Source organism: Halomicrobium sp. HArcht1-1 (assembly GCF_058933285.1).
Map to the genome: position 1 here is coordinate 191086 of NZ_JBZYDL010000004.1, position 20670 is coordinate 211755.

Here is a 20670-nt window from a genome sequence, read left to right on the forward strand (position 1 = left end):
CACCGCTCCCCGATCGATATGAAAAAAGCCCACAGCCACCACGGCTGTGGGCTCTGTAGTATGAATAGCAGGCGGCGAACCGGCTTTCCCAGGGGTTCGCACACCCCAGTACTCACCGGAACGCTGGCAGGCTTAACCGCCGTGTTCGGGATGGGTACGGGTGTTTCCCTGCCGCTATGGCCGCCTTTACGCCGAGTCACGGAATCGAACCGTGAAACTACCACTCTCGGTCTCCGCGCAATACGTGCGATCCAGTAAACGCCTGGACTCGTGCAAATCGAGTCACAGTGCAATGAGTGTGTGGCTTCGGTCGATTAGTGCTCGCGGGCTCAACGTCTCGTTGCCTCGACGCGTACACCCCGAGTCTATCTATCTCGTCTTCTACGAGTGACCTCTGCGGTATCTCTTTTCCAGGTGGGTTTCGAGCTTAGATGCATTCAGCTCTTACCCCGTGTGGCGTGGCTGCCCGGCACGTGCCCTCTCGGACAACCGGTACACCAGTGGCCACCAATCGGAGTTCCTCTCGTACTATACGATCGTTCCCGTCAGATACCTTTACACCCCCAATAGATAGCAGCCGACCTGTCTCACGACGGTCTAAACCCAGCTCACGACCTCCTTTAATAGGCGAACAACCTCACCCTTGCCCGCTGCTGCACGGGCAGGATGGAGGGAACCGACATCGAGGTAGCAAGCCACCGGGTCGATATGTGCTCTTGCCGGTGACGACTCTGTTATCCCTAGGGTAGCTTTTCTGTCGTAGATCGGCCCGCATCAAGCAGGCGCATCCGTTCGCTAGACCACGCTTTCGCGTCAGCGTCACCGTGTTGGTAGTGACACTGTCAAGCTATCTTTTGCTCTTGCGCTCTTCGCCGCGTCTCTGTCACGGCTGAGATAGCCTTAGGGCGCGCTCGATATTCTTTCGAGCGCGTACCGCCCCAGTCAAACTGCCCGGCTATTGGTGTCCTCCGCCAGGAGTGAGGGTCACAGTCACTACCGGGTAGTGTTTCATGTCTGCCTCGGTGGCCCGCTAGCGCGGGTACCTGTGTAATGGCTCCTACCTACTCTGCACAGTAGCGACCATGTCCCAGCAACAGCCTGCAGTAAAGCTCCATAGGGTCTTCGCTTCCCCTTGGGGGTCTCCAGACTCCGCACTGGAACGTACAGTTCACCGGGCCCAACGTTGGGACAGTGACGCTCTCGTTAATCCATTCATGCAAGCCGCTACTGAAGCGGCAAGGTACTACGCTACCTTAAGAGGGTCATAGTTACCCCCGCCGTTGACGGGTCCTTCGTCCTATTGTACTAGGTGTTCAGATACCCGCACTGGGCAGGATTCAGTGACCGTACGAGTCCTTGCGGATTTGCGGTCACCTATGTTGTTACTAGACAGTCGGAGCGTCCGAGTCACTGCGACCTGCTCCTGTCAGGAGCAGGCATCCCTTATTCCGAAGGTACGGGACTAACTTGCCGAATTCCCTAACGTCGGTTGTTCCCGACAGGCCTTGGCTTTCGCCGCCACGAGCACCTGTGTCGGATCTCGGTACGGATCGTATGCTCCCTTTTCACGGGCCCCAGGTTGAACCAATTTTCACTCTCCCGCCGTTCGTCCGCTTCCTGCCATTACGGCTTCCACGGATTTGGACGGTTCGACCGGGCGAAGGCCCGGCTTGGTCGACCCCGAGGCGTCGGTTTCACTGCATACGAGCGCTGGAATATTAACCAGCTTCCCATGTCGTCCCCTTCGAATTACGGGGGGACTTAGGACCGGCTAACCCTCAGTTGACGAACAGTGCTGAGGAACCCTTGCTCGTTCGGCCGTCGGAATTCTCACCCGACTATCGCTGCTACTATGGCCAGAATTGTCGTCACCGATCGGTCCACAGGAGTTCTCACCCCTGCTTCCATCCAATCGGAGCGCCAACCTACTCGATCTCCCTTTCACGGGAGCGGCCAGGTCTCGGTGGTGGATTTGAGTCCCGATCATTTTCAGCGCCTCAAACCTCGGCCGGTAAGCTGTTACGCTATTCTTAGAGGGTAGCTGCTTCTAAGCTCACCTCCCGGCTGTCTAGGGCTTGAGACCACTTTCGATCACACTTAATCCACACTTTGGGACCTTAACCCGGCGCTGGGTTGTCTCCCTTACGGTACACAGGCTTACCCCGCATACCGGACTGCCCACGTCGACGGCGTTCGTAGGTTCGGAGTTTGACAGAAGTGTTCACTTCTCTCGAAGTGAAGCACCTCAATCGGTCGCTCTACCCCACGAACTACCTCGGCGGACGTCATGCTTCGACATGTTTTGGTTGGAACCAGCTGTTTCCGGGTTCGATGGGCCTTTCACCCCTACACGTAGGTCACGGGAGGGTATTGTAGGACACCATCCCTAACGGGCCTCCACGTGCCTTTCGGCACGCTTCACCCTGCCCACGCGTAGATCACCCGGTTTCGGGTCGTGCCCGTTTGACTCCCCGCCCTTGAAGACGGCGGCCCTCGCAATGCTGCGGCCATGTCGGTTTCCCTATGCCTTCCCCGATTATCGGGTTAGACTCGCCAAACAGGCACACTCTCTGGCTCGTTTTTCAAAACGCACGACGGAACTTCGGCTTCCTGTAAGTCCTACACACGGCTCGCGCCGCTTTCGTTTGTTACAGGACCTTTCAAGCCCCGTCGCTCGATCGCCACCTGATTTCAAGCCCTATTGCAACCCCCGTCTGAGGGTGCTTTTCAGCGTTCGCTCACGCTACTTGTTCACTATCGGTCTCGGAGAGTATTTAGCCTTGGCAGTCGATGCCTGCCGTCTTGACGAGGGATTTCCAACCCCCGCTACTCTGGAGCTACCGCACGACGTACTGATCTTCACTACGGGGTTGTCACCCTGTATCACGCTTCGTTCCAGAAGACTTCGTGAAGATGGTCGGCCGATGAAAGGTAGTCCGTACACCACATTGCCCGTGAGGGCTTCGGTTTGGGCTGTGTCGCGTTCACTCGCGGTTAGTAACGACATCGCATTGCGCTTTCTGTTCCTCTCGATACTAAGATGTTTCAATTCTCGAGGTTCCCCATTGCGCGAAGCAATTGTTGAAGGGATTCTCATTCGGAGATCCATGGTTCTTTGCCTCCGTGCGGCTCCCCATGGCTTTTCGCAGCTTGGCACGTCCGTCATCGGCTTCCGAGCCGAGCTATCCACCAGGCGGCACAGTAGCCAACGTCAAATTTGGTTGTGACTCGATGAAATTGCACGAGTCCAGTGGACGCCTGGATCGCACGTACACGCGGTGTCATCAGTACAGCCGGTGCGACCCGGTCTGTACATCGACCCTTCCTACCCGCGCTTGCACGGGGTAGTGCACTGGTCTTCGTACCAGATCCGAGCGCCGTCCCACACTTAAGGGGCACGGTTCGGAACTGCTACGAGGTACGGACCCGCTGGGAGTTGCACCCAGCCTCCCCGGAGGGGAGATCCGCCCTCGGATAGGTCTTGTGAGCCCTGACGGCCCAACACGGTCTTCCGACCAGATTGTTGGTCGCACTCGACCAACGGTAACAGCAGGTGGGCCAGGCGCGTCGGCCTGATCCCGTTCAGTAGGAGGTGATCCAGCCGCAGATTCCTCTACGGCTACCTTGTTACGACTTAAGCCCCCTTGCGAAGCCCAGATTTGACCATCGCATGATGGCCTCATCCGGACCTCACTCGGGTGCTTTGACGGGCGGTGTGTGCAAGGAGCAGGGACGTATTCACCGCGCGCTTCTGACACGCGATTACTACCGAATCCAGCTTCATGTGGGCGAGTTTCAGCCCACAATCCGAACTACGACCGAGTTTGGGAGATTAGCTCTACCTCTCGGTATCGCGACCCATTGTCTCGACCATTGTAGCCCGCGTGTTGCCCAGTCCATTCGGGGCATACTGACCTACCGTTGCCCGTTCCTTCCTCCGACTTAGCGTCGGCGGTCTCCGTAGTGTACCCGACTACCTCAGGGTATCGCTGGCAACTACGGATGCGGGTCTCGCTCGTTACCTGACTTAACAGGATGCCTCACGGTACGAGCTGACGGCGGCCATGCACCTCCTCTCAGCAACTCGGGTAAGCTCGTCAAGCTGACCGTCGTTATTGCTGTCGGGACTGGTGAGATGTCCGGCGTTGAGTCCAATTAAACCGCAGGCTCCTCCGGTTGTGGTGCTCCCCCGCCAATTCCTTTAAGTTTCATCCTTGCGGACGTACTTCCCAGGCGGCTCGTTTATCGTCTTCACTTCGGCTCACCGTGCACTCGTAGTGCACGGCAGACCTAACGAGCATCGTTTACGGCCAGGACTACCCGGGTATCTAATCCGGTTCGAGACCCTGGCTTTCGTCCCTCACTGTCGGGTCCGGCTTCTCAGCGTGCTTTCGCCATTGGTGGTCCGTCCAGGATTACAGGATTTCACTCCTACCCCGGACGTACCCGCTGAGTCTTCCGGCCCCAAGCCGTGTAGTTTCCACCGGAAGCCGACGTGTTGAGCACGTCGATTTCCCGATAGACTTTCACGGCAAGCTACGGACGCTTTAGGCCCAATAACAGCGGCCATCACTCGGACTGCCGGTATTACCGCGGCGGCTGGCACCGGTCTTGCCCAGTCCTTATTCGTCGACCACCTTACGGTCGAGAAAAGCGAGGGCTATATGCCCTCGCACTCGGAGTCCCCCTATCGCACTGTCGTGCAGTGTAAAGGTTTCGCGCCTGCTGCGCCCCGTAGGGCCCGGTATCTTGTCTCAGATACCGTCTCCGGGTTCTGGCTGTCACCACCCGTACCGATTACTGGCACGGTGGGCCGTTACCCCACCGTCTACCTAATCGGCCGCAGCCACATCCTATAGCGCCGGAACGTTTCTCGCATTCGGCAGTTCAAGCGTGAATGCGATATCCACGATTAGCCTCAGTTTCCCGAGGTTATCATGGTCTATAGGGTAGTTTGGCCACGTGTTACTGAGCTATACGCCACGGGTCTAAACCCGTGCGACTAGCATGGCTAAATCGGACTCCGATAGCAATGGCCTCCGGCAGGATCAACCGGAATGTGCTGACATAGTCAGCGGCGGAAAGGTATCACTCCGTCGGAAGCAAATGCTGGGGTATCCCTCCCCAGCTACATCGTGTTGGGTCCGTCAGGGCTCACATCAGATCTCATCTTGACGGCGGACCGCAGGGGTGAGATCCTCATCCTTCGCGAGCGTGCCGATCACCGCGAAGCGGCGATCGGAGACACGCTCGCTCGCTACTCGCCGACGACCGAAGTCGCCGAGAGCCGGGGTGACGTAGCGGGCAGCGACCCGGCGTCCGTCATCCCTCGTACGGATATAATCGTGAGAGAGGAGACTATAAAAGGCCAACGATTCGAACACGGCGTGGGTAGTGAAACCACAGGACAGCGGTGGGGAGGGTATCGAGGCCGGAGTCGCCGATTTGGGGGTGTAGGGGGACGCTCGGAGAACTTCTCAGAGACGACAGGCGTTCGCGGCGACGTGGGGAGGTTCGATCAGACGATGTCCGAGAGTCGAACAGCATTGGGACACCCTGGCGAGCGAAAACAGCACGTAGAGTTGCCCAGTCGTACTACGACGAGGAGTTCGTCGTCGTATCCGGGGTCGGCTCGGGACAGGCCACGAGCGTCGTCATCGTACTCACGGACAGTTCGCCGTCGGCGTCGATCGTCGCCCGCGTCGAGGACTCGTTGCAGTCGAACGACGAAGACGGAACAGGTTCGGTCGCAGTCCCACCGGTTTCGAGCACGTCGAAGGAGACAGAGTAGCTGCCACGTTCGGCGAGCGTGAGCCGGACACGTCCGCCGGGCGCGACGGTGTACACGCCGTCGAACAGGGGACCGGCGTCGCTGTCGACGAGGAGGCGAGCCGTCCAGGTCCGGTCGGATTCGTTCCGGAGGGCGACGCCGTGCGTCGTCTCCTCCGGGTCCTCGTCAGTCGAGGCGTCTCCGAGCGTGCGTGAGGCGACGGCGTCTGCCGAGACACGTTCGGTGACGACACCGGGGCAGGCCATGCGCGTGGACGTCGACAGTACGTCGAGAGCGCCACCGTCCTGTATCCCGATCGACGTTTTCGTCACGTTACACGTAAAGCGATCGGGACCGAGAGAGATCGTCTCCGTCGCGTCGGCTGCTGGCACGGTCACTGTGAGGTCGTAGCTGCCCAGTTCCGTGAGCGCGACACCGACTGTTGCCGCCGATCGGAGTGTGAACACCTCGTCCAGAACGGTGGTACCCGACCGCTCGAGAGAGACAGTTACCTGTTTGGGCTCGTCGCCCGAGTTCGTGACCGCGACGCGGTGTGGCCGACGGCGGCCGCGCTCTTCGAGGGCGCCCGTGCCGACGGTGCGTTCGACAGTCTCGTCGGTTTCGACGAGTGTCGCCTCGAATCGATCACGCTCGGTCGACTCCGTCGTGTCCGTCGAAGGGTCAGTCGTCTGTGAGTTCGCACTCCCAGAAGAGAGACAGCCACTAGCCGCCGTCAGTCCGACACCGATCGTCGTCAGAAACGCTCTGCGTTCCATACCACAGTGTCAGAGTGGGAACGCCATCGGTCTGTGGAAGATTCAAAGACGGCTTTGAGTCCACGAAGACAGCACGCTCGTCTCTCTGCTGTCGTCTCCTAGCCGCCCTACGTGGAGTCGTCGTGAATGGGATCGAGCGGGACGATCCGAGGGCCGTGTTCGGTCTCGACGACCGTCGCTTCGATCTCGAAGACGTCGGCGAGCAGGGCCGGCGTCACGATCGACTCGGGGGGGCCGCGGGCGTACACCGCCCCGTCTTTGAGCGCCACGACGTGGTCGGCGTAGCGGGCCGCCTGCCCGATGTCGTGGAGAACGAGGACGACGGTCGTGTCGCTTTCGTCCCGCAGCGTCTCGACGATCTGCATCACTTCGAGCTGGTGGTGGGGGTCCAGGAACGTCGTGGGTTCGTCGAGCAACACCACGTCGGTGTCCTGTGCGAGTGCCATCGCGATCCACACGAGTTGCTCTTGGCCGCCGCTGAGACTACCCACGTCCCGTTCCCGGAGGTGGTCGATGCCGGCCAGCTGTATCGCGTCGTCGACGGCGGCGTGGTCCGTGTCCGACAGCGAGTCGAAAAAGCCACAGTGGGGATACCGACCGCGTTCGACGAGGTCGGCGACCGAGATCCCCTCGGGTGCCACGTTCTCCTGAGAGAGCAGCCCCAGTTTCCGAGCCAGCGCCTTCGTGCCGAACGAGTCGACCGCTCGCCCGTCGAGCAGAACCGTCCCTCGGTCCGGTTCGAGCCTGTGTGCGAGTCCTTTCAACAGGGTGCTCTTCCCGCTGCCGTTGGGCCCGATGAGCGCGGTCACCTCGTCGGTCGGGATGTCGATCGACTCCCCATCGATGACCGGGTCGGACGTGTCGCCGTAGCCCACGACGAGATCCGTGCCACGGACCGCCGTCGTCGTCGGGCTTCGGTCGGGCGTCGCGTCGTCCGTGCGGTCGTCGGTCCCCGACTTGCGCGAACGGTGATCGCCCGCCATCAGACCTCACCCAACTTCTCTTTCTTGCGCATCAGGTAGAGGAAGTACGGCCCACCGACGAGCCCGGTGATGATCCCGACGGGGAGCTGTATCGGGCTCAGGACGAGACGTGCGCCAACGTCGGCACCGACCAGCAGCGTCGGCCCCAGGAAGAGACAGCCGGCGAGGAGCCGGCGGGAATCACTGCCGACGATGTTGCGAACCATGTGGGGGACGATCAGACCGACGAAGCCCACGAGCCCCGCCACGGCGATTGCGGCGGCCGTCGAGAGGATGGCGATGCCGGCGACGGCAAAGCGGACCTTCTCGACGGGCATGCCGAGCGACTCGGCAGTCTCTTCGCCAAGCAGTAACACGTCGAGCTCTCGGGTCACGGCGAAGGCCAGGAGCATCGCGAGCACGGTAAACGGGAGCGCGATGCGGACCTGTGCCCAGTCGGTTCCCAGGAGCGACCCGGAGAGCCACGTCTGGGCCGACATGACGACACCGAGATTGTCGATGAAGAAAAACAGTGCTCGCTGGACGGACCCGAAGACGGTCCCGACCACGACGCCGGCAAGTACCAGCCGGACGGGACTGGTCCCGTTCTTCCAGGCGATGACGTAGACGAGCAAGAACGCAGCGCCCCCGCCAGCTGCGGCCAGCACCGGCAACAACGGGAGCAAGCCGGAGAAGGCCGTCAGCGTGAGGAGCACGACCAGGCCAGCGCCGTCGCTCACGCCGAGGATGTAGGGGCTGGCGAGTTCGTTGCGCGTGATGATCTGGAAGATCGCGCCCGAGACCGCGAGGTTCGCACCGACGAGGACGCCGACGAGGATCCGCGGGAGCCGGATGTTCCAGACGACGAGCTGTCGGCGCGTGAACCACTCCGGGGTGTCGCCACTGAGGAGAAACGCGTGCCAGATGTCCCCGTTCAGCAGGATCGCCGGGTCGAAGACGGTCGCCCACGCCTCGCCGAGTGTCAGCGGATACGCGCCGAAGCTCACCTGCAGGAGGGTGACGAGCAGCAGGATCCCCAGGCTACAGAGCGCGAGTGCGGCGAGTTTGGAGGTCACGTACCAGTCACGCCCGACGGCGGAACGCTCGGCGAGTTCGTCGAGTACCTTCGCCATCGATGCCTAGAAGTTCCCGTTGATGATCGCCGAGAGAGCCTGCCGGTCGAAGAGCTGTTCGGACGGCTCGATTGCGTCCGGCGATCCCGGCCACTCGCCGAAGGACTCCGGATAGACCATCTTGGCGAGTGCCTCCGTCGAGAAGAGGTCGACGATCGGACCCATGAACTGACCGCCGGTCCGGACGAGGTTCCGTTCCTGGACGGCGGTCAGGTCCTGTCCGTTCGAGTTGGCCTCGAACGGTTCGACGACGGTCTCGACGAACTCGTCGTGAGTGAGCGACGTGAGCCCACCGACAGCACCGATGTAGTCCGGATCGGCGTCGAGGAGCTCCTCGTACCCGATGGGACCGTCCGGCACGTTGCCGGCGAAGGCGTCTCGCATGCCCAGCCGGCGGTACGTGAGCGTGTTGTTCTGGAGCGGGTCCAGTGGTGCGATACGGAACTGGCCGGAGTCCGGCCTGACGCCGCGCCAGATGGCGGCGACCGTCGGGCGCTCGTCTTCCGGTGGGAGGCCCGCCTCGATCGTCGACATGAAGTCGGCGTGGAACGACTGCCACGCTTCGAACTGCTCGCGGCGCTGGAAGATCTCCGCGGCCTTCTCGAAGGCCCCGTAGAGTCGGTAGTACGGCTCGCGGCCGACGGCGGAAGAGGACGCGAACCGAATGCTCGATCCGAGGAACGGCCCGACGCCGGTCCGGATCTCCTCGATGTCGGAGTCGTTCCAGTTCGCGAAGAACTTCAACATCCGCGGATCGATGAGGTGAACGTCGCAGTCGGCGGCGTAGAAGTTCTCCTTGTCGTAGCCGGATTCGGAGTCGGACGCGAGTTTCACCACCTCGTCTTCCTCGAAGGAGACGTTCGGGAGAGCGTCGTAGTACTTCAGCGGCGCGCGTTCGAGACTAGCTGTCGCGGTCGGCTGGATGCCCAGCGCCATGCCGATGTCCATCCAGACGCTCGGAATCGCCGCGTAGGTCTCGGGAACTGTTTCGAACGTGTACGATGGGTTCGGTTCGACTGTCACCGTGTACGACGCCGCCCCGTCCGTCGATCGGGAGCGAGTCGTCGTCGACCGATCTGTGGTGGTGGTCGTCGGCTCCTCCGAGCCGCTGGTGTCGCCGAGACAACCGGCGAGAGCTGTTCCAATGAGAGTGCCACCACTTGCGAGTAGTTGCCGTCTGCGTACCATATGAATTAGGCGTGCCTAAACAGCATTAGTAATTCGCGCCGTGTGGTGTAACGGGCCCGTTTACGCTGTTCACGCCGTGTTACAGCCAGCGGTGTGTGTACAGGCGGCTGTTCAGGATCGTGCAGAGAGACACCGATCGAGCGGGGTCGCGTCCGCCAGTTGTCTCTCGATCGTCTCTCGGGCCCAGCGAACGACTGCCGGATGGGTACAGCGAAGAATATCGAAGCCGCTGTGCTGTTCGCGGTCGACGGTCAGAAACACCGTGTCGCCGTCGATGAGGTCGATGCTACAGGGAACTGGGTCGTCGACCGTGTAATAGACGGTCGAACCGATCTCGGCTTCGATGTGTCGCCAGCGATTGCGGAGGTCGGCGTCGTCGACCATCGTCTCCGTCAGGCTCGCGTCGAACAGGACCACACCGTCGGGCGGATCGCCGGATCGAACTGCGTCCTCGAACGTGTACATCGGCAGCGAGATGAACGTCCCGAGCAGCGCGTGAAAGCTCGAAGCATCCTGGACGGCGTTGGCGACGATCCTCGCGGCAGCGAGCGGGTCGTCGCTGTCGGGGGCCACCAGCGTACTCTCGCTGAGACACCGAAGCTCGAAGTCGAACCACTCCGTGGGCAGTCGATCGACGACGTCGGGAACCGCCTGCCCGACGGAGACAGTGCCCAGGAGGCGAGCAAAGTCCGCGTAGACGAGTTCGCCGAAGCCGGTCAGTGCGTACGTGTTTTCCGTCGGATCGTGCTCGATCAGCGTACGGTCGGCGAGGTCGTTGAGGATGCGACTGAGCGTGACACGCGAGACGCCCGTGTGCTCGCCGAGCGCGGTACGCGAGTGGACGCCGTCGTCGAGCAGTGCGAGAACGCGAAGCCGATGCTCCGAGCGGGCCAGGAACGCCACCGCCTCGATCGCGTCGTCCCCGAATGCCGGTTCGTGACTGTTTTCGATCGGTTCGTCCGTGTTTGCCGCCGTCATAAGGCATAGATAATTTAGGTGGCCCTAAACAGTTTGCTACTCGGGACGGCGGCGCGAGTGGGCGACGGTCACCCGAGGCTCCCCTCCATCTCGAGTTCGATGAGGCGGTTCAGTTCGACCGCGTATTCGATGGGCAGTTCTTCCGTGATCGGCTCGATGAAGCCGGCGACGATCATCTGCTTTGCGTCGTCGTCGTCCAGACCGCGGCTCTGGAGGTAGAACACGTCCTCGTCGCCGATCTTGCCGACGGTCGCCTCGTGGGCCACGTCGACGTTCGACTCCTGGATCTCCATGTACGGCATCGTGTCCGACGTGGACTCGTTGTCGAACATCAGCGCGTCACACTCGACGCTCGTCGAAGCATCTTCGGCCCCGTCGGCGATGTGGACGAGGCCCCGATAGTTCGTCCGGCCGCCGTCCTTGGAGATCGACTTCGACTCGACGGTCGAGTGAGTGTCTGGCGCGTTGTGGTAGACCTTCGCGCCGGTGTCGATGTTCTGGCCCTCGCCCGCGAACGCGATCGTGATGTGGTTGTCCGTCGCGCCGGGACCCTTGAGGACCGACGCCGGATACAGCATCGTCGCCTTCGACCCCATCGAACCGGACACCCACTCCATCGTCCCGTCGGCCTCGACGATGGCACGCTTGGTGTTGAGGTTGTACGTGTTCGTCGACCAGTTCTGGACCGTCGAGTACTGGACGTGAGCACCCTCACCCACGAACACCTCGACACAGCCGCTATGGAGGTTGTGCGTGCCGTAGTGGGGTGCCGAGCAGCCCTCGATGAGGTGCAGTTCCGAGTCCGGTTCCGCGATGACGATCTTGTGCTCGAACTGTCCCATCCCCTCGGCGTTCATCCGGAAGTACGCCTGGAGGGGCATCTCGACGGTGACGCCCTCCGGAACGTAGACGAACGAGCCGCCCGACCAGACGGCACCGTGTAGCGCCGCGAATTTGTTGTCCGACGGTGGGACACACGTCGTCATGAAGTGTTCGCGGACCAGTTCGGGGTGTTCCTGGACCGCCGTGTCCATATCACAGAAGATCACGCCCTGCTCTTCGAGGTGGTCTTGCATGTTCTGGTAGACGACCTCGGATTCGTACTGCGCACCGGCACCCGAGAGCGCCCGCTGCTCGGCTTCCGGGATACCGAGTCTGTCAAACGTGGCCGCGATGTCGTCGGGAAGGTCCTCCCACGAGTCGACGCTGTCGTCGGTCTCCAGATCGGGCCGCAGGTACGGGACAATCCCGTCGACGTCGATCTCCGAGAGATCCGGCTGTCCGGGCCACCCCTCGGGCATCGGTAGCTGTCGGTACCGTTCGAGAGCGTCCAGCCGCCGCTGGAGCATCCACTCGGGCTCGTCTTTCTCCGCCGAGATGAGCCGAACGGTCTGCTCGGTCAAGCCGGTCTGGGACTTGAACTCGGCCAGTACGTCGTTCTTGAAGTCGAAGTCGGTCCCCGATCCGGTCCGTTCCAGTCGGTCGTGTTCAGTCATGGCTGGCAGGGCGACCGAGAGAGGGGGTTCGTTCGAGGAATCGCTTGTGGTTCCACACGGTTCGAACGGCGTCGACGGAGCCGGTCGAGCGGCCGATCTCGCAGGTCGATCGCGACGGTCATCCCGTGTTAGTTCCCGAAGTGAGGGAAAGACACCTGTGCCGAAGCGGTTCGGCATTGGCGAATCGCCCGGTCTCCGGCGGCGTCGCCGAGAGGGGCGACCCAGAGAAGCCGTCAAGTCACGGGGACCCGTAGCGAGGGTATGCGCGAACTCGTCTTCGCTCTGGAGTACGAACCCGGCTGCAACAGGGTGGCCGACACGCTCGCCGACCACCCCGGGGCCCGGATTCGATCGCTCTCGCTGCACGCGACCGCGGATCGGCTCTGGCGAGTCGACCACGCCACCGGATCGCCCGAGGCGCTGAGCGCCCTCGAAGACGCCTTTCTGGACGCGGACTACTACGCGGACTGTCTGGCGACCGACCACTGTGGCGCGACCCAGACGACGCAGGTGCTCGATCACGACGACGACACGCTCGTGTTCTACTCGAACTGGGAGCGGACGCCGGACTGTGACTCCGTGCCCCACATCGCGCGCGACCACCTCGGCAACGGCGTCCTCTTCGAGACGCGACACGAGAGTCGCCACTACACCTGGCGGATCATACACTCGGGAGCGGGTGACGTCACGACCTTTTTCGACGCGCTCGAAGCGGCGGTCGGAGACTGTGCTCGGACGGAGATGCTCCGGACGGCAGAGACGTCGACGGAGGGTAAGACGAGCGGTTCGGGGTCGCTCTCGGCCGAACAGGAGGCCGCGCTCCGGGCCGCCGTCGAACACGGCTACTACGAATCGCCACGCGAGGTCGACGTGGGCGAACTCGCCACCCACCTGGACGTGCCGCGGTCGACGCTCACCTACCGGCTGCGACGGGCCGAAGAGCGACTGGCAAAGCAGTACGTGGCCGACGAGCAGCTGATGGGTGAGCTGGCGAGCTACGACTGATACTGCGGGCTGTCAGCCTGCGACGGCGGGCGTCACCCCCGTGTGACGGCCGGCGAGAAACGCTGACAGCTCGCAGTATGTGATTGCGGGCTGTCAGCCTTCGACGACGGGCGTCACCCCCGTGTGAGCCGGCGAACGAGCGCGGCCGGCGGCGTAGTTGGAATATTCCAACAAGGGCTTATCGAACTGTGGCCCGAACGAGTACGTAATGACGAGCAAATCGAAGACGGCGGGAGACGGTGGACAGGACCCCGGTGAGACGACCGTCCGGGTGACCGTCCCCGAGATGGACTGTCCGTCGTGTGCACAGAAGGTCGACAAGAGCCTCCAGCGCCTCGACGGCGTGCGTGAGACGACTCTCCAGCCGACGACCGGAACGGCGATCGTGAGCATCGACACGGGCGCGACGAGCGAGGCCGAAGTCGTCGGAGCCATCGAGAGCGCCGGCTACGAGGTCAGCGGAGAGCCGGGCGACTCCTCCGGCGAGGGAATCGAGGTCGCTCCGCCGGCAGAGATCTGGCGGAGTTCGCGGGCCATCAAGACGTGGATCGGGGCCGCGTTCGTGACGCTGGGCCTCCTCTTCGAGTTCGTCCTCGGGGGCCAGAACGTCGCTCTCGGGAGCGTCTTCGAGTTCCCGCTCCATCTCGCCGACGGGCTGTTCCTCGTCGCGATCGTCGTCAGTGGCTACCCGGTCGTCCGCGGAGGCTACTACTCGGCGAAAAACAGGAGCCTCGACATCGACCTCCTGATGGGGACGGCGATCATCGCCGCGACGGGGATCGGCTACTTCGTGGAGGCTGCGACGCTCGCGGTCCTGTTCAGCATCGCAGAGCTCCTCGAAGACTACGCGATGGATCGGGCACGGGACTCGCTGCGTGAACTGATGGAGCTGTCCCCCGACGAGGCGACCGTCCGTCGGAACGGAGACGAGGAGACCGTGCCCGCCGAGGACGTGGCCGTCGGCGAGACGGTCGTCGTCCGCCCGGGTGAGAAGATCCCACTCGACGGCACGATCGTCGAGGGCACCAGCGCGGTCGACGAATCGCCGATCACCGGCGAGAGCGTCCCCGTCGACAAGAACGTCGGCGACGAGGTGTACGCCGGCAGCATCAACGCGGAGGGGTACTTCGAGTTCGAGGCCACGTCGTCGGCCTCGGAGTCGACGCTCTCACAGATCATCGAGATGGTCCAGGGCGCACAGGAGAAAAAGACCGAGAAAGAGCAGTTCGTCGACCGCTTTGCCGGCTACTACACGCCGACGGTCGTCGTGCTGGCGATCCTGACGGCCGTGCTCCCGCCGTTGCTCGTCGAGGGCGGCGCGACCGTCAGTGTCGCCGGGCTCAGCCACACGTTCGTCGGGAGCTGGCAGACCTGGTTCGTCCGCGGGCTGACGCTGCTGGTCATCGCGTGCCCGTGTGCGTTCGTCATCTCGACGCCCGTCTCCGTCGTCTCGGGGATCACGAGCGCCGCCAAGAACGGCGTCCTCATCAAGGGCGGCAACCACCTCGAAGCGATGGGCAGCGTCGACGCCGTCGCCCTCGACAAGACCGGGACGCTCACGAAGGGCGAACTCGCCGTCACCGACGTGGTTCCCCTCGGCGAGGCGAGCGAGACGGAACTGCTCCGGTACGCCGCCGCCCTCGAACAGCGCAGCGAGCACCCCATCGCCGAGGCGATCCGCGAGCGCGCCAGAGAATCGGCGGTCGGCGAGCTGCCCGCCGTCGAGGCGTTCGAGAGCCTCACCGGGAAGGGGCTCCGCGCGGAGAGCGACGGCGAGACGTACTACGCCGGCAAGCCCGCGCTGTTCGAGGAACTGGGCTTCGATCTGTCACACGCCCACGCTCGGCCCGACGGCGGCACCGTCGTCGAGGCGACCGACGAGGAGTGTGACCGGGACGACTGTGCCGACCTCGAAGCCGGCACGCTCTCGCAGTTCGAAGCGGAGGGCAAGACGGTCGTGCTCGTCGGTACGGCCACCGAACTGCTCGGCGTCGTCGCCATCGCCGACGAGGTTCGCCCGGCGGCCTCACGAGCGGTCGAGCGGCTACACGAACTCGGCGTCGAACACGTCGTGATGCTCACCGGCGACAACGAGGGGACCGCCCGCGCGATCGCCGAGCGCGTCGGGGTCGACGAGTACCGCGCCGAGCTGCTGCCCGACGAGAAGGTCGACGCCGTCGAGTCCTTACAGGCCAGTCACGGCGAGGTGGCCATGGTCGGTGACGGGATCAACGACGCGCCCGCGCTGGCGATCGCCGACGTCGCGGTTGCGATGGGGGCTGCGGGGACCGACACCGCTCTCGAAACGGCCGACATCGCGCTGATGGGCGACGACATCGGGAAGCTCCCGTATCTGTATGCGCTGTCAAACGAAGCAAACAGCGTCATCCGACAGAACATCTGGGCGAGTCTGGGCGTGAAGGCGGTGCTGGCACTCGGGGTGCCCCTGGGACTGGTCAGCGTCGCGCTGGCGGTCGTCGTCGGTGACATGGGGATGAGCCTCGGCGTGACCGGGAACGCGATGCGACTGTCCCGGATCGACCCGGGTCGGTTCTTCGACGGCTGAGCGGTCAGTACGGCTACAAAAATCTCGTTCAGAGAACGTTGAAGTCGCTTTCGCGCGTACCGATGGACGCACGATGAGCGAACACGAACTGCCGCCGCTGCCGTACGACTACGACGCACTCGAACCACACATCAGCGAACAGGTGCTGACCTGGCACCACGACACCCACCATCAGGGCTACGTCAACGGCTGGAACGCCGCCGAGGAGACGCTCGAAGCGAACCGCGAGGCGGGCGACTTCTCCTCCTCGTCGGGCGCACTCCGGAACGTCACGCACAACGGCTCCGGTCACGTCCTCCACGACCTGTTCTGGCAGTCCATGAGCCCGACTGGCGGCGACGAGCCGTCGGGCGCGCTGGCCGACCGGATCGAGGAGGACTTCGGCTCCTACGAGGCCTGGAAAGGCGAGTTCGAGGCCGCCGCCTCGGCCGCCGGTGGCTGGGCGCTGCTGGTGTACGACTCGTTCAGCAACCAGCTCCGGAACGTCGTCGTCGACAAGCACGACCAGGGCGCACTCTGGGGGAGCCACCCCATCCTCGCGCTGGACGTGTGGGAACACTCCTACTACCACGACTACGGGCCGGCCCGCGGCGAGTTCGTCGACAACTTCTTCGAGGTCGTCGACTGGGAAGAACCCAGCCAGCGCTACGAGCAGGTCGTCGAACAGTTCGAATAGCGCAATTGAGGCGACTGTGAGGCATCACGTCGGCGCTGGGGCGCTGACGGTCTGAGTGCCGTTCGACCCTCCCGACTCTCGGTTTGTTACCACTCTCCCGCCGATTCCTGTACCAGAGATGCAGACAATGGGAGACGGTTTACCCCTCGGACCACTGTGTGTTCCTGATGAGGCGACGGCGATCAGCCACCGGCGAGGACACGCCACTGAAATCGACGCTGTACTGCCCGGAGTGTGACCACCGGAGTCCGGCGACCGGGGAGTGGAACGTCTCCGAGACGGCCCGCCGGACCCGCTATCGCTGCCCCGAGTGTCGGACCAGCGTTCTCACACAGCCCAGATACGATGACGGAGAGACCGCCGCGCCGGTCGTCGCGATGTGGGGCCGCTCCGTCCGGGGCGTCGTCGACCAGCTACGACTCTGTCGGCGGTTCTGGGCCGAGACGACCGCGTAGCGCTACGACGGAGAGGGCGTCGGCGTGTGAGAGTCAGTCGCCGCTGGCCGACGACGCGGTACCGTTCGTCTCGAAGGTCACCGTCTCGTTGCCGTCGACGACGACGGTATCGGTCTCGTCGACGCTCTCGATCGAGAGCTTCGTGTAGGCGGTGACGACGCTCTCGGTTTCGAGATCGATCCGGACCACGACGGTCGGACTGTCCGACGACGCCGTGAGTTCGAGTGCGACCTCGCCGTCGTTGGTCGCTTCGACGACGGTCGCCGCCAGCGCGCTGGGATCGTCGAACCGCTGCTGGACGGTGTAGCTGGCCTGTGAGTCGTTCTCGACGAGTCGCTCGACCAGCGTCCGTTCCTCGTCGTCGAGGACGCCGATCGTGTCCGTGATCGTCAGGTCGAGATCGTCGAGTGCCGGCTGTGCGGAGCGCACGTCGACCGACTCGTTGTCGAGCGAGACCGTCCCCGCGACGCTCGGGAGACAGCCGTCGGCGGGGCTGGCGCGGACGCCGACGGTGTCGGTCGGCTCCTCGCGGTCGACGCTCTCGTAGTACTGGTTGACCCGGAGTTCGACGTGCTCGGACTCGCCGAGTCCGGCGCTGGTCGAGAACTCGTCCCAGACCAGCGCCGCGAATCGCTGGCGGTCGATCTCGTCGAAGGCCTCGCCGCCGTGTGCCTCGATCAGCGTGACGGTGACGCCGTCGACGCGCACGTCGGTCCGGGTCCGGTTCGGAGCGTCGACCCGGAGCGCGCCGCTGCACGTTCGGCCGGCCTCACTGACCGTGAACGTCGTTGCGCTGGTGTTGGTGACCGATACGTCGACGGTCTCCGTGTCGGCGTCGGTGCCGGACGAGGTGACGGTGTCGTTCGTCGGTTCTGGCGACTCGTCTGCCGGGTCGGCCACGCTGCCGTCGGCGACGACGACCGCGCCACTGGCGGCCAGGAGGAGCGCCGAAACGGCCAGCGCGTAGGCTGCAAGCCGGTACTCACGTCGCATCTGTACCACTCCGTTGGCGGGGACTGGATCGTGTCATGTGTTCGTGTGGCGATCAGACCAGCCCGCGAGCGGCCGAGAGCGGCTCGTGGAGGGGGAACGTGTGACGGGGTTCGTCTCGGGGCCGCCGGCAGGGGACTGACCCGATCGCGCCACCCGTGGGTTGACAGAAAGGGCTTGTAAGCGTCCGTTGGAAACGGCCGTGAAACAGGCGTGAAACGCGTTTCAGTCCCGTTTCAGGCGTTTCGAACCGGTGGAAACCAGCACCTTCTTGGGAGGACGTTCGGTCTCGGAAGACATGAAGACGGTCGTGCGGTCCCGAGTGGTGTTGGTCCTCGCACTCGGCGTCCTCGGCGGCAGTATCGCGCTGTTCGCGACCGTGACCGGCGTCACTGCGGCGGTCACGCCACCCGTAGAACACGAGTTCGCGATCAACGACGGACAGCTCGTCGAAACGAGCGGCGAGCGCGACCGGACGGTGGTCGCCGATCTGCGTACCGTCGAGCGGGTCGAGATCGCCGGTCGCGGGAGTTCCCTCGTCGTGACGACGACGCCGCGCGAGCCGGTCGAGCTCCCGCTCGCGACCCGAGAGCGTGCCAAAGAGATCGTGACGACGACGGGGGCGTTCGCCGACGAGTCCACGCCGGACGGCGCGGTGTACACGATCCGACCGATCCCCGAGTCCGTCCGAAGCGACACCGCCGCAGTGGCGGGAGCAGACCCGGAGACGGCCTGGACGCAGCTCGCGCCGGCCAACGACTCCGCGTTCACCCTGCGAGAGCGAGCGGACGGCGTCGTCGTCGAGCGAACCGAACGGCGAATGAGCGACCGGCGGGCGCTGGTGGTCGTCGATCCGGTCGAACGAGCGACGCGGTACAGCGTCGTCGTCGATCTGGAAAACGAGACGGTCGACGCGTTCGTCCGACTCAGAGAGGGGGCCAGCGGGTCCCCTCGTGGACGATGAGCAGCGAGAACCGCGACCGACGAACGGTCGTCGCCGCCGGGACCTTCGTCGTCGCGACGGCCGTGACGGTCGCGCTGACCGTCCGTCTCGTCACGCCGCCGTCGATCACGGTCGCGATGGGAGACGCCACCGTGCGGGCCGGGACGCTGGGTCCGTCGCTTCGCCCCGGCGGCGCGATCGCACTCACGATCGCGGCGTTCGCCGCTGGCGCGAGTGCGACCGTCCTCCTCGTCGACGGCGAGCCTGCGTCGCCAGCGGACCGACCGGTCCCAGAGCCGGACAGCCCAACCGACGGCGACGGCGAGCAGACAGCGCCGTCGGAACTGCTGGCGGCCCGGCGCAGCGAGTGGGAAGAAGTGGCAGACCGGCTCGCGAACAACGAGCGGATCGTCTACGAGGCCGTACTCGACGCCGACGGCGTGCTCCCACAGAGCGAGATCGTCGAGCAGACGGACGTGTCGAAAGCGACCGTCAGCCGAGCGCTGGACAACCTCGAAGCGCGGGACCTCATCGAGCGCAAGCGCCGCGGGATGGGGAACGTCGTCGTCCTCACCTGATCGGCCGTCGACCGCACTGGCGGCGGGGCCGAGACCGTCGGCCAGACGATGTGAAAGGTTAATTCCGAGCGCCTGTAACAGGCCCCCGTGAGCGAGTACAGCCCTGTTCCCTCCCCCGATGCGACGACCGTGTTCCCGTATCACGATCCCACCCCACCAGCGACCGCCGACGTGTACGAGGCCCGTCCCGTCGTCGACGACCACCTCCCGCGAACGCCGCTCGTCCGGAGCGAGTCCCTCTCGGCCGAGTTCGACGCCGACGTGTACCTGAAACGCGAGGACACCCTGCCGACGGGGGCGTTCAAGGTCCGCGGTGGCGTCACCCTCGCGTCGCGCCTCGACGAGGAGTTCCGCGAGTCGGGCCTGATCGCCGCGAGCACCGGCAACCACGGGCAGTCGGTCGCCTACGCCGGCCGTGCGTTCGACGTGCCGGTGACGATCGTGGTGCCCGAAGCGGCCAACGCCGCGAAGGTGGCCGCGATGGAACGGCTCGGTGCCGACGTACAGTTCCACGGCGCTGACTTCGACGAGGCCCGCGAGCACGCCGTGTCCCTGGCCGCGCAGGCGGGCTATCGATACGTCCACTCCGCGAACGAGCCGAGTCTCGTCGCCGGGGTCGGGACTGCCGGCCTCGAAATCGTCGAGACGCTGCCGGATCTCGACTACCTGTTTTGTCCCGTCGGTGGCGGATCCAGCGCCGCCGGCTACTGTCTGACGGTGGGCGCGCTCACGGACGCCACCGTGATCGGAGCCCAGTCGGAGGCGGCACCGGCGATGCACCGCGCCTGGGCCGAGGACACGCTCGAACCCCACGATCGGATGGAGACGTTCGCCGAGGGTGTCGCGACGCGCGTCCCCTTCGCGCTGACGACGACGGTCCTCCGCGAGCGACTCGACGAGTTCCGACTCGTGAGCGAGGCGGCCCTCCGGCGAGGCGTTCGCGATCTGTTCGTAAACGAGGGGGTGCCCATCGAGGGTGCCTGTGCGACGAGCCTGGCGGCGATGAGACAGCGCGCGGACGAACTCGCGGGATCGACGGTCGTGTTCCCGATCTCGGGCCGGAACATCGAGCCCGAAAAGCTGACCGACATCCTCGACGGCGCGCCCTGATCGGCCGGGCTCGCGGGGACACTCCCCAATACCTATCTCAGAGG

14 protein-coding genes and 3 rRNA genes are annotated in these 20670 nt (G+C 64.2%); 7 read left to right on the forward strand and 10 right to left on the reverse strand.

Annotated elements, in window-relative coordinates:
* Nucleotides 1–66: 66 nt before the first annotated feature.
* From rrf to sufB, 9 genes are all read right to left on the reverse strand, one after another.
* A 5S ribosomal RNA gene (gene rrf, locus AC5FRZ_RS17435) occupies nt 67–188 on the reverse strand.
* 107 nt (nt 189–295) lie between these two features.
* Nucleotides 296–3214 (reverse strand): 23S ribosomal RNA (locus AC5FRZ_RS17440).
* A 373-nt stretch (nt 3215–3587) separates the two neighbouring features.
* A 16S ribosomal RNA gene (locus AC5FRZ_RS17445) occupies nt 3588–5059 on the reverse strand.
* The 16S, 23S and 5S rRNA genes sit together here, the layout of an rRNA operon.
* A 536-nt stretch (nt 5060–5595) precedes the next feature.
* A complete protein-coding gene (locus AC5FRZ_RS17450) occupies nt 5596–6546 on the reverse strand; it encodes a hypothetical protein (RefSeq protein ID WP_493565267.1) in 951 nt (316 codons plus the stop codon).
* Nucleotides 6547–6653: 107 nt separating this feature from the next.
* Nucleotides 6654–7529 (reverse strand): ABC transporter ATP-binding protein, encoded by an 876-nt coding sequence (locus AC5FRZ_RS17455; protein ID WP_493565268.1) that lies wholly within the window; start codon nt 7527–7529, stop codon nt 6654–6656.
* Nucleotides 7529–8641, reverse strand: coding sequence for a FecCD family ABC transporter permease (locus AC5FRZ_RS17460; RefSeq protein ID WP_493565269.1), 1113 nt, complete (start codon nt 8639–8641; stop codon nt 7529–7531). The genes AC5FRZ_RS17455 and AC5FRZ_RS17460 overlap by 1 nt, the downstream gene beginning before the upstream one ends.
* Nucleotides 8642–8647: 6 nt before the next feature.
* Entirely contained in the window at nt 8648–9829 is a 1182-nt protein-coding gene (locus AC5FRZ_RS17465; protein ID WP_372480847.1) for an ABC transporter substrate-binding protein, read from the reverse strand.
* A 111-nt stretch (nt 9830–9940) separates the two neighbouring features.
* Complete coding sequence (locus tag AC5FRZ_RS17470) at nt 9941–10807, reverse strand: helix-turn-helix transcriptional regulator (protein ID WP_493565270.1); 867 nt, start codon at nt 10805–10807, stop codon at nt 9941–9943.
* A gap of 68 nt (nt 10808–10875) precedes the next feature.
* On the reverse strand, nt 10876–12303 hold the full coding sequence (gene sufB, locus AC5FRZ_RS17475; protein WP_493565271.1) for a Fe-S cluster assembly protein SufB: 1428 nt from the start codon (nt 12301–12303) through the stop codon (nt 10876–10878).
* A 261-nt stretch (nt 12304–12564) separates the two neighbouring features.
* Here sufB and AC5FRZ_RS17480 point away from each other — a divergent pair, with 261 nt between their 5' ends.
* From AC5FRZ_RS17480 to AC5FRZ_RS17495, 4 genes are all read left to right on the forward strand, one after another.
* Nucleotides 12565–13308, forward strand: a complete 744-nt coding sequence (locus tag AC5FRZ_RS17480) for a helix-turn-helix domain-containing protein (RefSeq protein ID WP_493565272.1) — start codon at nt 12565–12567, stop codon at nt 13306–13308.
* Nucleotides 13309–13516: 208 nt separating this feature from the next.
* The gene (locus tag AC5FRZ_RS17485) at nt 13517–15874 is read left to right on the forward strand and encodes a heavy metal translocating P-type ATPase (RefSeq protein WP_493565273.1); all 2358 of its coding nucleotides are present in this window, start codon (nt 13517–13519) and stop codon (nt 15872–15874) included.
* Nucleotides 15875–15947: 73 nt separating this feature from the next.
* Complete coding sequence (gene sod / locus AC5FRZ_RS17490) at nt 15948–16550, forward strand: superoxide dismutase [Mn] (RefSeq protein ID WP_170095279.1); 603 nt, start codon at nt 15948–15950, stop codon at nt 16548–16550.
* A 167-nt stretch (nt 16551–16717) separates the two neighbouring features.
* Nucleotides 16718–17005 (forward strand): DUF8106 domain-containing protein, encoded by a 288-nt coding sequence (locus AC5FRZ_RS17495; RefSeq protein WP_170095278.1) that lies wholly within the window; start codon nt 16718–16720, stop codon nt 17003–17005.
* A gap of 33 nt (nt 17006–17038) precedes the next feature.
* Here the strand turns inward: AC5FRZ_RS17495 and AC5FRZ_RS17500 are convergent, their stop codons facing one another.
* The gene (locus AC5FRZ_RS17500; protein WP_493565274.1) at nt 17039–17998 is read right to left on the reverse strand and encodes a hypothetical protein; all 960 of its coding nucleotides are present in this window, start codon (nt 17996–17998) and stop codon (nt 17039–17041) included.
* A 295-nt stretch (nt 17999–18293) separates the two neighbouring features.
* Between AC5FRZ_RS17500 and AC5FRZ_RS17505 the strand changes: the two genes are divergently transcribed.
* The 3 genes from AC5FRZ_RS17505 to AC5FRZ_RS17515 all read left to right on the forward strand — a co-directional run bounded on the left by AC5FRZ_RS17505 (nt 18294) and on the right by AC5FRZ_RS17515 (nt 20626).
* Nucleotides 18294–18959: a hypothetical protein gene (locus AC5FRZ_RS17505; protein WP_493565275.1), complete on the forward strand. Its 666-nt coding sequence runs from the start codon at nt 18294–18296 to the stop codon at nt 18957–18959.
* Nucleotides 18956–19516 carry a helix-turn-helix transcriptional regulator gene (locus AC5FRZ_RS17510; RefSeq protein WP_493565276.1) on the forward strand — a complete coding sequence of 187 codons (561 nt, stop codon included), beginning with the start codon at nt 18956–18958 and terminating at the stop codon, nt 19514–19516. The genes AC5FRZ_RS17505 and AC5FRZ_RS17510 overlap by 4 nt, the downstream gene beginning before the upstream one ends.
* 87 nt (nt 19517–19603) lie before the next feature.
* On the forward strand, nt 19604–20626 hold the full coding sequence (locus AC5FRZ_RS17515) for a threonine ammonia-lyase (protein ID WP_493565277.1): 1023 nt from the start codon (nt 19604–19606) through the stop codon (nt 20624–20626).
* Nucleotides 20627–20670: the final 44 nt, after the last annotated feature.

What these genes read in the sequence shown, in the direction of transcription:
- AC5FRZ_RS17480 (WP_493565272.1), top strand. Translation starts at nt 12,565, where the DNA reads ATGCGCGAACTCGTCTTCGCTCTGGAGTACGAACCCGGCTGCAACAGG.
- AC5FRZ_RS17470 (WP_493565270.1), bottom strand. Translation starts at nt 10,807, where the DNA reads ATGACGGCGGCAAACACGGACGAACCGATCGAAAACAGTCACGAACCG.
- AC5FRZ_RS17500 (WP_493565274.1), bottom strand. Translation starts at nt 17,998, where the DNA reads ATGCGACGTGAGTACCGGCTTGCAGCCTACGCGCTGGCCGTTTCGGCG.
- AC5FRZ_RS17485 (WP_493565273.1), top strand. Translation starts at nt 13,517, where the DNA reads ATGACGAGCAAATCGAAGACGGCGGGAGACGGTGGACAGGACCCCGGT.
- AC5FRZ_RS17465 (WP_372480847.1), bottom strand. Translation starts at nt 9,829, where the DNA reads ATGGTACGCAGACGGCAACTACTCGCAAGTGGTGGCACTCTCATTGGA.
- AC5FRZ_RS17450 (WP_493565267.1), bottom strand. Translation starts at nt 6,546, where the DNA reads ATGGAACGCAGAGCGTTTCTGACGACGATCGGTGTCGGACTGACGGCG.
- sod (WP_170095279.1), top strand. Translation starts at nt 15,948, where the DNA reads ATGAGCGAACACGAACTGCCGCCGCTGCCGTACGACTACGACGCACTC.
- AC5FRZ_RS17510 (WP_493565276.1), top strand. Translation starts at nt 18,956, where the DNA reads ATGAGCAGCGAGAACCGCGACCGACGAACGGTCGTCGCCGCCGGGACC.
- AC5FRZ_RS17455 (WP_493565268.1), bottom strand. Translation starts at nt 7,529, where the DNA reads ATGGCGGGCGATCACCGTTCGCGCAAGTCGGGGACCGACGACCGCACG.
- AC5FRZ_RS17495 (WP_170095278.1), top strand. Translation starts at nt 16,718, where the DNA reads ATGAGGCGACGGCGATCAGCCACCGGCGAGGACACGCCACTGAAATCG.
- AC5FRZ_RS17460 (WP_493565269.1), bottom strand. Translation starts at nt 8,641, where the DNA reads ATGGCGAAGGTACTCGACGAACTCGCCGAGCGTTCCGCCGTCGGGCGT.
- AC5FRZ_RS17505 (WP_493565275.1), top strand. Translation starts at nt 18,294, where the DNA reads ATGAAGACGGTCGTGCGGTCCCGAGTGGTGTTGGTCCTCGCACTCGGC.
- sufB (WP_493565271.1), bottom strand. Translation starts at nt 12,303, where the DNA reads ATGACTGAACACGACCGACTGGAACGGACCGGATCGGGGACCGACTTC.